The sequence below is a fragment of the Saccharopolyspora indica genome (genome assembly GCF_027853965.1).
GTDB classification, from domain to species: Bacteria; Actinomycetota; Actinomycetes; order Mycobacteriales; family Pseudonocardiaceae; genus Saccharopolyspora; species Saccharopolyspora indica.
Genome location: NZ_JAQGLB010000011.1, coordinates 200,600 through 213,188 on the forward strand (window position 1 = coordinate 200,600; position 12,589 = coordinate 213,188).

Annotated in this window: 9 protein-coding genes; 5 read left to right on the forward strand and 4 right to left on the reverse strand. The window is 70.9% G+C overall.

Annotated features, from left to right (window positions below; translation table 11 throughout):
* The first annotated feature begins 50 nt into the window (after window positions 1–50).
* From polA to OU416_RS24010, 4 genes are all read left to right on the forward strand, one after another.
* Window positions 51–2,744 carry a DNA polymerase I gene (gene polA / locus OU416_RS23995; protein ID WP_270929277.1) on the forward strand — a complete coding sequence of 898 codons (2,694 nt, stop codon included), beginning with the start codon at window positions 51–53 and terminating at the stop codon, window positions 2,742–2,744.
* A 277-nt stretch (window positions 2,745–3,021) separates the two neighbouring features.
* Window positions 3,022–3,417 (forward strand): VOC family protein, encoded by a 396-nt coding sequence (locus tag OU416_RS24000; protein ID WP_270929278.1) that lies wholly within the window; start codon window positions 3,022–3,024, stop codon window positions 3,415–3,417.
* Window positions 3,418–3,459: 42 nt separating this feature from the next.
* Window positions 3,460–4,272: a MerR family transcriptional regulator gene (locus tag OU416_RS24005; RefSeq protein WP_270929279.1), complete on the forward strand. Its 813-nt coding sequence runs from the start codon at window positions 3,460–3,462 to the stop codon at window positions 4,270–4,272.
* A 144-nt stretch (window positions 4,273–4,416) separates the two neighbouring features.
* Window positions 4,417–5,790: a hypothetical protein gene (locus OU416_RS24010; RefSeq protein WP_270929280.1), complete on the forward strand. Its 1,374-nt coding sequence runs from the start codon at window positions 4,417–4,419 to the stop codon at window positions 5,788–5,790.
* Between the two features lie 23 nt (window positions 5,791–5,813).
* Here the strand turns inward: OU416_RS24010 and OU416_RS24015 are convergent, their stop codons facing one another.
* The 4 genes from OU416_RS24015 to OU416_RS24030 all read right to left on the reverse strand — a co-directional run bounded on the left by OU416_RS24015 (window position 5,814) and on the right by OU416_RS24030 (window position 10,708).
* Window positions 5,814–7,835 carry a YhgE/Pip domain-containing protein gene (locus tag OU416_RS24015; protein WP_270929281.1) on the reverse strand — a complete coding sequence of 674 codons (2,022 nt, stop codon included), beginning with the start codon at window positions 7,833–7,835 and terminating at the stop codon, window positions 5,814–5,816.
* The gene (locus OU416_RS24020; protein WP_270929282.1) at window positions 7,828–8,481 is read right to left on the reverse strand and encodes a hypothetical protein; all 654 of its coding nucleotides are present in this window, start codon (window positions 8,479–8,481) and stop codon (window positions 7,828–7,830) included. The genes OU416_RS24015 and OU416_RS24020 overlap by 8 nt, the downstream gene beginning before the upstream one ends.
* A gap of 35 nt (window positions 8,482–8,516) precedes the next feature.
* Entirely contained in the window at window positions 8,517–9,449 is a 933-nt protein-coding gene (locus tag OU416_RS24025) for a GNAT family N-acetyltransferase (RefSeq protein ID WP_270929283.1), read from the reverse strand.
* Window positions 9,450–9,847: 398 nt separating this feature from the next.
* Window positions 9,848–10,708, reverse strand: coding sequence for a class I SAM-dependent methyltransferase (locus OU416_RS24030; protein WP_270929284.1), 861 nt, complete (start codon window positions 10,706–10,708; stop codon window positions 9,848–9,850).
* A gap of 300 nt (window positions 10,709–11,008) precedes the next feature.
* On the opposite strand from OU416_RS24030, the gene rpsA reads away from it, so the two are divergent.
* Entirely contained in the window at window positions 11,009–12,511 is a 1,503-nt protein-coding gene (gene rpsA / locus OU416_RS24035) for a 30S ribosomal protein S1 (protein ID WP_270929285.1), read from the forward strand.
* Window positions 12,512–12,589: the final 78 nt, after the last annotated feature.

Sequence of the window (12,589 nt, forward strand, 5' to 3'; positions counted from 1 at the left end):
TCGTCGCCTCCGGTCACGCGCTGTCGGGGCTTGAGCCTAGACTCGCCGCCGTGACGCATTCCGAGGACCGACGCCTGCTGCTCATCGACGGCCACTCGATGGCCTACCGCGCCTTCTACGCCCTGCCGAAGGAGAACTTCCAGACCGGCACCGGGCAGCACACCAACGCGGTCTACGGCTTCACCTCGATGCTGATCAACCTGCTGCGCGACGAGCAGCCCACGCACCTGGCGGTGGCCTTCGACATCTCGCGCAAGACCTTCCGCTCCGAGGCCTTCGCCGACTACAAGGCGAACCGCAGCAGCTCGCCCGACGAGTTCCGCGGCCAGGTCAGCCTGATCCAGGACGTCCTCGGCGCGCTGAACATCCCGGTGCTGAGCAAGGACAACTACGAGGCCGACGACGTCATCGCGACGCTGACCACGCAGGCCACCGGCGAGGGCTTCAAGGTCGCGATCTGCACCGGCGACCGCGACGCGCTGCAGCTGGTCACCGACGACGTCACCGTGCTCTACCCGACGAAGGGCGTCTCCGAGCTGACCCGCTTCACCCCGCAGGCGGTGGAGGACAAGTACGGCCTGAGCCCGCAGCAGTACCCGGACTTCGCCGCGCTGCGCGGCGACCCCTCGGACAACCTGCCGAAGATCCCCGGTGTGGGGGAGAAGACGGTCACCAAGTGGATCCAGCAGTTCGGCTCGCTGGCCGAGCTGGTGGACCGGGCCGACGAGGTCAAGGGCAAGGCGGGCCAGGCGCTGCGCGACAACCTGTCGTCGGTGCTGCTGAACCGGCAGCTGACCGAGCTGGTGCGCGATGTGGAGCTGGAGATGGGCCCGCCGGAGCTCGCGGTGCGCACCTGGGACCGCGACGCCGTGCACCAGCTGTTCGACGACCTGGAGTTCCGCGTGCTGCGGGATCGGCTGTTCGCGACGCTGTCCAGCGCCGAGCCGGAGGTCGAGGAGGGCTTCGACATCTCCGGCGGTGTCGTGCAGCCCGGGCAGCTGCCCGCGTGGCTGGCCGAGCACGCCCGCAACGGCGACCGCGTCGGCCTGGCGTTCACCGGGCAGTGGGCGCGGGGCCGCGGCGACCTGACCGGCTTGGCGCTGGCCACCGCCGACGGCTCGGCCGCGTTCGTCGACGTCAGCGCCCTGACCACCGAGGACGAGCAGGCGCTGGCGGCGTGGCTGGCCGACCCGGCGGCCACCAAGGCCGCGCACGACGTCAAGGGCCCGCTGCACGCCATCCGCGACCGGGGCTGGCAGCTGGCCGGGCTGACCAGCGACACCGCGCTCGCCGCCTACCTGGTGCGGCCGGGCCAGCGCTCCTTCGAGCTGCCCGACCTGGTGGTCCGCTACCTGCAGCGCGAGCTGCGCGCCGAGACCGGCGAGGAGGACGGCCAGCTGTCGCTGCTGGAGGACGAGGCGGAGACCAGGGAGAAGGCCGCCTCGGCCGAGCTGGTCAAGGCCCGCGCGGTGGCCGAACTGGCCGACGCGCTCGACGTCGAGCTGGACCGCATCGACAGCCGCGGCCTGCTCACCGACCTGGAGCTGCCGCTGCTGGTGGTGCTCAGCGAGCTGGAGGGCGCGGGCATCGCCGTCGACGCCGACCAGCTCGCCGAGCTGGGGGCGCGCTTCGCCGCGCGCGTCAAGCAGGCCGCGCAGGACGCCTACGGGGTGATCGGCAAGGAGATCAACCTCGGCTCGCCGAAGCAGCTGCAGGTGGTGCTGTTCGACGAGCTGGACATGCCGAAGACCAAGCGCACCAAGACCGGCTACACCACCGACGCCGAGGCGCTGCAGACGCTGTTCGAGAAGACCGAGCACCCGTTCCTGCAGCACCTGCTGGAACACCGCGACGCCACCCGGCTGAAGACCACTGTGGACGGGCTGGTGAAGTCCATTTCGGACGACGGCCGGATCCACACCACGCTGAACCAGACCATCGCGGCCACCGGGCGGCTGTCCTCCACCGACCCGAACCTGCAGAACATCCCGATCCGCACCGAGGAGGGCCGCCGGATCCGCGAGGTGTTCGTGGTCGGCGGCGGCTACGCGGAGCTGATGACCGCCGACTACAGCCAGATCGAGATGCGCATCATGGCGCACCTGTCCGGCGACGAGGGGCTCATCGAGGCGTTCAACACCGGTGAGGACCTGCACAACTACGTGGCCTCGCGGGCGTTCGGGGTGCCGATCGAGGAGGTCGACCAGGAGCTGCGCCGCCGCGTCAAGGCGATGTCCTACGGCCTGGCCTACGGGCTGTCGGCCTACGGCCTCGCGCAGCAGCTGCGCATCTCGGCGGAGGAGGCGAAGGCGCAGATGGACGCCTACTTCTCCCGCTTCGGCCGGGTCCGCGACTACCTGCGGGAGGTCGTCGACCAGGCCCGCAAGGACGGCTACACCTCGACGATCCTCGGCCGCCGCCGCTACCTGCCGGACCTGACCAGCGACAACCGGCAGCGCCGCGAGATGGCCGAGCGGATGGCGCTCAACGCCCCGATCCAGGGCAGCGCGGCCGACATCATCAAGGTCGCGATGCTGGGCGTGCACCGAGCGTTGCGGGACAACGACATGCGGTCGCGGATGCTGCTGCAGGTGCACGACGAACTGATCGTCGAGGTCGCCGACGGCGAGCAGGCCGAGGTGGAGAAGCTGCTGCGCGAGCAGATGGGCTCGGCCTACGAACTCTCGGTGCCGCTGGAGGTTTCGGTCGGCTCCGGACGCTCCTGGGACTCCGCAGCCCACTGAGGACTCCCGCGATTTCAACGGAGACCGGACGTCGGGTCTCCGTTGAAATCGCGTCGTCCCGGGTCGTGGGAGGGCCTGGCCGGAGCAGATTGCGGGTCAGTCACGAAGCCGGCGTTGTGCGGGTGCCGGTGTCGCCGGGTCGCCTTGAATGGCGGACATCACCGTCGCCGCACCCGCCGTCCCCCGCGTTCGATCGGTGCGGATAGCCTGCCGTACGCGTGACCGGGCGCGGCGGGGGCACCTCGAAGCCGCTTCCACGCCGACCTCTAGGAGGAGCATGATCAACATCGACAGAGTGGACCACCTGGTCCTCACCGTCGCCGATGTCGATCGGGCAGTGCAGTTCTACGAGCAGATCCTCGGCATGACGCCGGTGACGTTCCCCGGCGAGCGGCGGGCGGTGAGCTTCGGCGGGCAGACCATCAAGCTGCACGCGGCCAGCGAGCTGGTGGAGCCCACCGCGACGCACCCGGTGCCCGGTTCGGCGAACCTGTGCTTCGTGACCACCAACGCGCTCAGCGAGGTCCAGGAGCACCTGCGCGCCAACGACGTGCGCATCGAGGAGGGCCCGGTCAGCCGCATCGGCTCGGCGGGCCCGATCACCTCGCTGTACCTGCGCGACCCGGACGGCAACCTGCTCGAGGTCGCCCGCTACGACGAGCCCGAGGAATAGCGGAGTGGACCTTGTCCCCGGGGCAAGGTCCAGACTCGTGCCATGCTCAGCATTGGGGAATTCGCGCAGCTGACCGGCCTGAGCGCGAAGGCGCTGCGGATCTACGACAAGCAGGGGCTGCTCAAGCCCGCCGAGGTGGATCCGTGGTCGAACTACCGCCGCTACTCGGCGAGCCAGCTCGAAGTCGCGATCCAGCTGAAGGCGCTGCGCGCCGCGGAGGTCGGCCTGGCCGAAGCGCAGCGCGCGCTGCGCGGTCGCCAGGACGCGGCGGCGGTGCTCGCCGAGCACCGCGAGCGGCTGGCGGCGGAGCGCGCGCGGCAGGACGAGGCGCTGGCGGTGGCGTCGGCGCTGCTGGAGCGCGATCCGCTCAGCTGGGACGTCCAGGAGCGGCAGGTCGAGGCCCAGCACTGGGTCGGCGTGGCGCTCCCGGCGACCGACGAGCTCACCGACGACCAGGCCGACCTCGCCTTCGGTGCGCTGTACGAAGCGCTCGCGGCAGCCGGCAACGCGCCGACCGGGCCGTTCTGGTCGTCGCTGCGGGCCGGTTCCGGTGAGGACGACGTCGACCTGCTGTGCTGCTGGCCCGTCGCGCGGGCGGTGGCGCCGGACTGGTCGGTCCCGGGCATCGCGGTGGTGCGCGGCGAGATCCGCGCCGGGCGGGAGCTCGTGGTGGGGTGGCGGCACGACGACGGCGTTCCGGTGGTGGACTCGGCCGTGCACCCGGCGGTCTTGGTGCTGCTGGCCGAGGCGGAGCGGCGCGGCGCGGAGGCGGGCCTGGACGAGCTGCGCCAGATCGGGCTGCTCGACGAGTGCGGGGACGCCGTCGGCGTGGAGGTCGCGATCCCGCTGAGCTGACCGGTGAACATCGGATTCGGCATATACCACGGGGGCTGTGCGCCTGCTCGGCCGAATGGGTGCTGATCGCCTGATCGTGTTCCGGGGTGCAGCGATAGCGTTCGGCGGGTCGGAGAACGTGCGCGGCTTGTCGGGAGCTATGACGTGGGTTTCGCCGCCTCGGAGTTCACCCGTGACAAGGTCGGCTTCCTCTCGGTGGAAGGGCAGCTCGTCGAGTCACTCGACGAGCAGGTGGACGTCGGGGACGAACGGCAGTGGCTCACCTGGCTGACCGCGGAGGCGACCCGGCGCGAGGACGGCCGGGCACAGCTCGCCACCGCGCTGATCGCGCACTGCCGGGACAGGGGAATCCAGGCTCCCGCGCACGACCAGGCGCGCGGTGTGGCCGCTCACGCGCTGCAGGACTTCGAGCGGCTGCTCTGCCACCGCGTGGTCGACCAGCTCGGGGACTCGGCCGGGCAGCTGGAGGAGTTGCTGCCGGAGCCGGGGACCGGCAGCGGCTGGCTGCTCGCCGAGCTGCGCTCGGAGGTGGCGCCGATCGATCTGCGCTCGTTGGCCCGCGAGCTGGACGACATCATGTCGCTGCAGGCGCTGGGCCTGCCGACCGACCTGGCGGCGGATTCGGCCGACCGCGTCTGGCTGCGGAGCCTGCTGACCGAGGTGGAGAAGCTGACCGCGGTGCGCCGGTTGTGCCTGCCCGCCGATCTCCTCGCCGGTTTCCCGGGCGAGCTGGTGGCCGCGTGGAGCGCGCGGGCGGCCGACGCGCAGCCGGAGGAGCTGCAGGCGCTGCCGCAGCCGGTCCGCGTCACGTTGCTGAGCTCGCTGTGCGCGGTGCGCCGCGCGGAGATCACCGACCTGCTCGGGAAGGTGCTGCTCGGCCTGCTCCACCAGATCCGGGCCCGCGCTGAGCACCGGCTCGGCGGCGCGGCCGACGACGTGCCGATGCCCGGGAGCACGCGGGACGTGCTGCTGTTCGACCTGGTCAAGGCGGCCGTCGAGAACCCCGACGACACCGTCCGCGCGGCGCTGTTCCCGGTCGCGGGCGAGCCGCTGCTCAAGCAGCTCATGCGGGACAGCGCAGCCCGGACCGCCGAGCACACCAGGCGCAAGCGAGCGGTCCTGAGGGGCACCTACTCGGCCTGCCACCAGCAGCTGCTCCGGCTGCTGCTGGCCAGCCTGGAGTTCCGCAGCCGGGAACCGGACTGCTGGCCGCTGCTGGCCGCGCTGGGCGAGCTGGTCGGCGACTACACCGCCTGCTGGGGCCGGGGGCGGTTCTACGAACCCGGTCACCGCGCCCCGCTGGAGGACGTCGTGCCGCCGGAGTGGCGGTCGGCGGTGGTGGACCGGGAAGGGCGCGTGGAGCGCATCGCCTACGAGTTCTGCGTGCTGGTGTCCCTGCGGGACCAGCTCTGCACCCGGCAGATCTACCTCGCGCACGGCCACCGGTGGGGCGAACCGCCACCGGCGCCCCCGCCAGCCCGCCACGCCGAAGTCCGCTGGCCCACCAAGGACGAGTAGGCCAGCGGACTTCGGCGCGGGGATTACAGCGAGAGTTCCGGCTTCAGGCGGGACGGGGTCCACACCCGCTGGCGCCAGGCCGCGATGGTGCTCAGCAGCAGCGCCGCGACGAGGTAGCACACCAGCACCGTCACCGAGGTGGTCACCGCCGACATGTCACCGCCGTAGAGCAGGTGGCGCAGACCGCTGACCACGTAGCCCAGCGGCAGCACCTGGTGCAGCGGGTGCAGCGGTTCCGGGATGGTCTGCCACGGGAACGTGCCGCCCGCCGTGACCAGCTGGAGCACCAGCACCACCAGCGCGATGAACTTGCCCTTCGGCCCGAACGCCGCGTTGAGCGAGTGCACCACCGCGGTGAACGCGAACGAGGTCAGCACCAGGAAGCCCAGCGTCTTCCAGGTGTGCGCGGGCTGCACGCCGACGGCGTACACCACGACCAGGTAGAGCAGCACCGCCTGCACGAAGCCGACGAGCGCCGCGGGCAGCCAGCCGCCGAGCGCGACGCGCCACGGCGCGACCCCGGCCGCCAGCGCGCGGCTGGACAGCGGCCGCATCAGCAGGAACAGCACGAAGCCGCCGACCCACAGCGCCAGCCCCATGAAGTAGGGCGCCAGCCCGGCACCGTAGGTGTCGGCCTTGACCTGGGCCAGGGTGTCGATGGCGAGCGGGTCGCCGATGGTGTCCGCGGTGGCGTCGCGGGTCTGCTCGTCGGGGTTGGGGATGTCGTTGACGCCCCGGCCCAGCTCGGTGGCCAGCGTGTCGGAGCCGTCCTTGAGCTGCCCGGACCCGTCGCGCAGCTGGTGGGCACCACCGGCCAGCTGGTCGGCGCCGTCGGTGAGCTTCCTGGTTCCGGCGACGGCCTGCTGCTCGCCGTCGCTCACCTGCTTGGCACCGTCGTCGACCTTGATCGAGCCGGTGGTGAGCTGGTCGATGGCGCCGGTCAGGGCGGGCATCCCGGTGGCCAGCTGCCGGCTGCCGTCGGCGACCTGGCGGGAGCCGTCGGCGAGCTTGCGCAGCTGCCCGACCTGGCTCTGCACCTTGCCGTTGGCCTCGGTGATCGGGCTGTGGAGCTCGTCGAGACCGGCGGTGACCTTCTCGATGGTGGATTCGTCCACCCCGGCCTGGCGCAGCTGGTTGGCGATGCGGGTCTTGTGGCCGTCGAGGTGGTCCACGACGTCCTGGGCGGCGTTGCCCAGGGTTTCGGCCTTCGTGGCGAGCTGCTCGTTGCCCGCGGCGACCTGCTCGGCGCCGTCGGCCAGCTTCGCGGTCTGCCCGGGCAGCGGCGCGGTCTTCTGCTGCAGCTGCGTCAACCCGTCGCGCAGCTGCCCGGTGCCGCCCGCGACCTGGCTCGCGCCGTCGGCGAGCTTGAGCTGGCCGTCGAGCAGCTGGTGGGCACCGGCGGAGAGCTGCGCCGAGCCCTGCTCGGCCTGGCCGAGGCCGTCGTAGAGCTGCCCGGCGCCGTCGGCGATCTGCCCCGCGCCGTCGGCGGCTTCCAGCGTCTTGTCGTGCACCGTGGCGAACCCGAGCAGGAACTGCTTGGCCGCCTCGGAGCCGACGCTGGAGGCCACGCCCTTGCGCACCTCGGAGGCCACCTTGTCGGCGATGGTGCCGACCAGGTAGTTGTTCGCGTCGTTGGTGATCAGCTTCAGCTTGGCCTGCCGCGGCTCGAAGTCACCGGCCGAGATCAGCGCGGCGGAGAAGTCCCGCGGCACCACCAGCGCGAAGGTGTACTCGCCGCTGGCCACGCCCTGCTGCGCGGCGACCTCGTCGGTGCGCGACCACTTGAACGTGTCGGAGTCGATGAGCTCCTGGTACACGTCCTGCCCGGCGTCGAGCCGGGTGCCGTCCTCGCGTTCGGCGCCGGTGTCGTCGATGACCACCGCGGCGGGCACCGAGTCGAGCTTCCCGTAGGGGTCCCAGTTCGCGTAGATGTACATGGCGCCGTACAGCAGCGGCACCAGGGTGACCGCCAGCAGCGCCAGCTTGGGCAGCTTGCCGGAGGTGAGCCGGCGCAACTCGGTGGCGGCGAGCCGGAGACTAGTCATCGCAGGCCTTCGTGAAATCCGATTCGGACAGTTCGGGGTTGTCGGCGCCGATGCGAGCGGGCGTGACGCCCAGCTTCTCGGCGGTGTGCGGGGAGCAGAGGGCGATCACCGCCAGGCCGCGCTCGGCCTGTTGGACGGCCAGCGAGTACCAGCCGGCGGGATCGCCGCCGTGGCGGTCCGGGCAGTCCAGGACCAGTGCTTTCGTGGTGCGGGATTCGCAGGCGAGCTCGATCAGCAGCTTGGTGCGGTCGAGCGGGGCGAGGTTCTCGCAGCGCTCGTCGGCGTTGTACTCGCGCGTCGACAGCCAGGCCTTGACCTTGCGCCGGGTGGACCAGCGACCGGCCAGGGTGAGGCCCTCGGCGACGACGTCGCGCACCGAGATCGAACCGTCGGGTTCGGTGATCTCCGGCGCGTCGACGACCGCGACCTGCTGCCGCAGGGTGCCCGCGTCGAGCGCGCCGTCCAGGCGGACGGTGCCCTTGCCGGGCCGCAACCGGCCGGACAGCACCAGCGCGAGCGCGGTGTGCCCGGCGTTCGGGTCGCCGGTCACCAGCAGCGCCTGACCGCTGCGCACGCGCAGCGAGGTGGGCGCCAGCAGCGGACCGTGCGCTCCGTTCACCTCCACGCCGGTGGCGACGATTTCCAAGCCGACTCCTCGACTCTCAAGGTCTGGTGCACCGGTCAGCGCAGCGCGGTGGCCGGGCGCACCTCCCACATGGTCCACAGCGGTCGATAGCCCTGTCGGGGCCAGAACACCGAGGACAGCGGGTTGGGCGGGTTGTAGTAAAGGAAGCTGCCGACGACTCCGGCACGAGCGAATTCCTCGTGCACCGCGGTCATCAGCCGCTGTCCGACGCCGGTTCCGCGGGCCTGCTCGTGCACCGACACGCAGTTGACGTAGGCCCAGGTGCCGGGGCGGAGCCGGTGGCCGGCGGCCGGCAGGTCAGCGTTGACCCAGCCGCACTCGGCCACCGCGACCGGAACGCCGTCCCGCTCCGCGAGCCAGACCGGATCGCTGGAGTGCAGGCGCACTCTGGCAGCGGTCCGCTTCAGCTGCGGGGCGTCGGGGCGGTACGTCGAGGAACCGACGAGGGCGGCGTATTCGAGCTCCAGGAGGGTGAGTTCGACGACGGCGTCCAGGTCGGCCGGTCCGGCGCGACGTACAGTTACGGTACCAGATAGTTCCGTAAATGTGCACGGCGGAGTGGGTGGGCGCACAGCAAGACAGGACAAAGGGGTGAAACCGCCGTCCAGCAACGCTTTTGCCGTCCGGACGTCCCGGCTCGGCCAGGTCACCAAGCACGCCGAATCCCGGTCCGGAGCGCCCTGCGCGAGCAGCTGGTCGCGCCACGCGGACAGCAGTGCGGACATGCCAGCGGCCGAGTGCCCGCCGATCAGCGGGAACAGCTCGAACACGGAGGCGGGCTGCCAGAGGCTGTGCACCGAGCCGGGCGGGTTCGACGTCCGCGCCACGATCCCGGCGACCGCATCACCGCCGGCGGTCCGCGCCACCAGCGGCTCGCCGCGCGGCACTAGGTACTGCTCGGGCAGCTGCGGATCCAGCTCGGCGAACCGCGCGCACTGCGCCTGCAAGAGCTCCTGCGCAGTCGCCACGGCCGCTCCTCGACGAAGGGATGTTCCGCGGCACATCGAACCAGCACCGGCCGAAACCTTCAGCGCGAAGAACGCCCCGCGCAGCCGAGAGCCGGAACCCGGACCGAGCGACGTGGTGGCGACGTCAGAGTTTTCTCTCGAAATTGGCTGCGGTACCAACCGCAGGATGTCTCGCCAACGATGCCAATTTCGTGAGAAAGCGCGCCCTGCTCGCCAAGGTGACCGCTAACCGACATCCACTCCCGCAGGGCACCGAGGCGCCGATCTGCGCGTCGGGACCACCGGCCCGACCGCACCCATCGGCGCGAAGGTGACCAGAGTCCACCGCCGAGGACATAAGGCCCAGCGCACCTGCGGACACGCCACAAGAGCCCGAAATGCCCGGTGATTCCGCCGGATCAGCCGTCGAGGGTGCAGACGAAGATCGCCGTGCCCGGGAAGTAGCGGCCGCGCAGCGGGCTCCACTGGCCCCAGACCTCGGTGTGCCCGGCTGGCCACTCCGGCTCGACCAGGTCGGTCAGCCGCAACCCGGCCTCCGCCAGCGCGCGGACGTAGTCGCCGAGCGTGCGGTGGTGCTCCACGTAGGTGGCGCGGCCGGAGCCGTCGATCTCCACGTACGGCGTGCGGTCGAAGTAGGACTGGGTGACGGTCAGCCCGGTCGGGCCGGGGTCGTCGGGGAAGATCCAGCGCATCGGGTGCGTCACCGCGAACACCCACCGGCCGCCCGGTCGCACCACCCGCGCGATCTCCCGGAACACCGCGCCCACGTCGGCGACGAACGGCACCCCGCCGAACGCCGAGCAGGCCAGGTCGAAGGAATCGGCGCCGAACGGCAGGCAGTCCGCGCTGGCCTGCACCAGCGGCACCGCCGTCCCGCTGCGCCTGCCGCCCTCGGCGGCGTGCCGCAGCATCCCGGCCGAGATGTCCAGGCCGACCGGCAGCGCGCCCTGGTCGGCCAGCCAGCGCGAGCACGAGGCTGCGCCGCAGCCGACCTCCAGCACCCGCTTGCCGCGCACGTCGCCGAGCAGACCCGCCTGGTGCTCGTGCAGCCGCTCCGGGCACCAGACGAAATCGCTCAGGCCGAGGAACCCGCCGTGCTCGGCTTGGTAGTCGTCCGCGTCGGCGTCCCACCACAGCTGGTTCGCGGCCCTGGATTCGGCCGCGTCGACAGTGCGCTTGCTCACACCCGCGGTGCCCAATACGTGCTCCGCGGAGCTACCCTGGACCTCGGCGCTCTCCGGGTCGTCGGCTCGTGTCAAGGGTTCTCCCCGCCGATAGTGGGTATTGCTCGGACGTGAAGCATTGTGGCCGTCCGGCGCCGACCGCTCGTCGGGCCTACCGCGGTTTGCCCGGCGATCGAGAGAGCGCGTACGATACCGCCCGCGTCGTGGGTCTTCTTTCGTCGTCATCTCCACCGGCCGGATCGAACCGGCGGGCGGGGCGGACGGGGAGCCGGATCACCCGGTCCAGCCATCCGGTTGGGCCTGGTACCAACGCCTGCGGCGCGGTAAGAACGTAGAACCAGCGACCAAACTATCCGTACCGGAGCAACCCACCTGATGTCCACCGACACCACCACCGTCCCGACTGCAGCCGCCACCAAGCCGCAGGTCGCAGTGAACGACGTCGGGACGGAGGAGGACTTCCTCGCCGCCGTCGACCAGACCATCAAGTACTTCAACGATGGGGACATTGTTGAGGGCACCATCGTCAAGGTCGACCGTGACGAGGTGCTGCTTGACATCGGCTACAAGACCGAGGGCGTCATCCCGTCCCGCGAACTGTCGATCAAGCACGACGTCGATCCCGCCGAGGTCGTCACCGTCGGCGACTTCGTCGAGGCCCTCGTCCTCCAGAAGGAGGACAAGGAAGGCCGGCTGATCCTCTCCAAGAAGCGTGCGCAGTACGAGCGCGCCTGGGGCACCATCGAGGAGCTCAAGGAGAAGGACGAGCCCGTGCGCGGCACCGTCATCGAGGTCGTCAAGGGCGGCCTCATCCTCGACATCGGGCTGCGCGGCTTCCTGCCGGCGTCCCTGGTCGAGATGCGCCGCGTCCGCGACCTGCAGCCCTACGTCGGCCGCGAGCTCGAAGCCAAGATCATCGAGCTGGACAAGAACCGCAACAACGTGGTCCTGTCCCGTCGCGCCTGGCTGGAGCAGACCCAGTCCGAGGTCCGCAGCGAGTTCCTCAACCAGCTGCAGAAGGGCCAGGTCCGCAAGGGCGTCGTGTCCTCGATCGTCAACTTCGGTGCGTTCGTCGACCTCGGTGGCGTTGACGGTCTGGTGCACGTCTCGGAGCTGTCCTGGAAGCACATCGACCACCCGTCCGAGGTCGTCGAGGTCGGCCAGGAGGTCACCGTCGAGGTCCTCGACGTGGACATGGACCGCGAGCGCGTCTCGCTGTCGCTGAAGGCCACCCAGGAAGACCCGTGGCGCCAGTTCGCCCGCACCCACGCGATCGGTCAGATCGTGCCGGGCAAGGTCACCAAGCTGGTTCCGTTCGGTGCGTTCGTCCGCGTCGACGAGGGCATCGAGGGCCTGGTCCACATCTCCGAGCTGGCCGAGCGCCACGTGGAGATCCCGGAGCAGGTCGTCCAGGTCGGCGACGAGGTCATGATCAAGGTCATCGACATCGACCTGGAGCGCCGCCGCATCTCGCTGTCGCTGAAGCAGGCGAACGAGGGCTTCAGCCCCGACTCGGAGTTCGACCCCACCCAGTACGGGATGGCGGCCGAGTACGACAACGAGGGCAACTACATCTACCCCGAGGGCTTCGACGTCGAGACCCAGGAGTGGACCGAGGGCTACGAGAAGCAGCGCGAGGAGTGGGAGCGCCAGTACGCCGAGGCGCACTCCCGCTACGAGAAGCACATCGCGCAGATCGCCAAGGCCCGCCAGGCCGACGCGGAGGCCGCTGCGGCCGCCGCGACCGGTGGTGGCGAGGAGTCGGCGACCGGCGGTGGCAACTACTCGTCGGCCTCCAGCGACGACCAGGACAGCGGCTCGCTGGCCAGCGACGCTCAGCTGGCCGCACTGCGGGAGAAGCTCTCCGGCGGTGCGTGAGCACTGACGCCTGACGGCTGAAGCACAGCGGCCCCGCACCTTCGCAAGGTGCGGGGCCGCTGTCGTCGTGCGGCTGGC

Excerpts from the sequence above, each read along its gene's own strand:
- OU416_RS24000 (WP_270929278.1), top strand. The coding sequence starts at position 3,022 with ATGATCAACATCGACAGAGTGGACCACCTGGTCCTCACCGTCGCCGAT.
- OU416_RS24005 (WP_270929279.1), top strand. The coding sequence starts at position 3,460 with ATGCTCAGCATTGGGGAATTCGCGCAGCTGACCGGCCTGAGCGCGAAG.
- OU416_RS24015 (WP_270929281.1), bottom strand. The coding sequence starts at position 7,835 with ATGACTAGTCTCCGGCTCGCCGCCACCGAGTTGCGCCGGCTCACCTCC.
- rpsA (WP_270929285.1), top strand. The coding sequence starts at position 11,009 with ATGTCCACCGACACCACCACCGTCCCGACTGCAGCCGCCACCAAGCCG.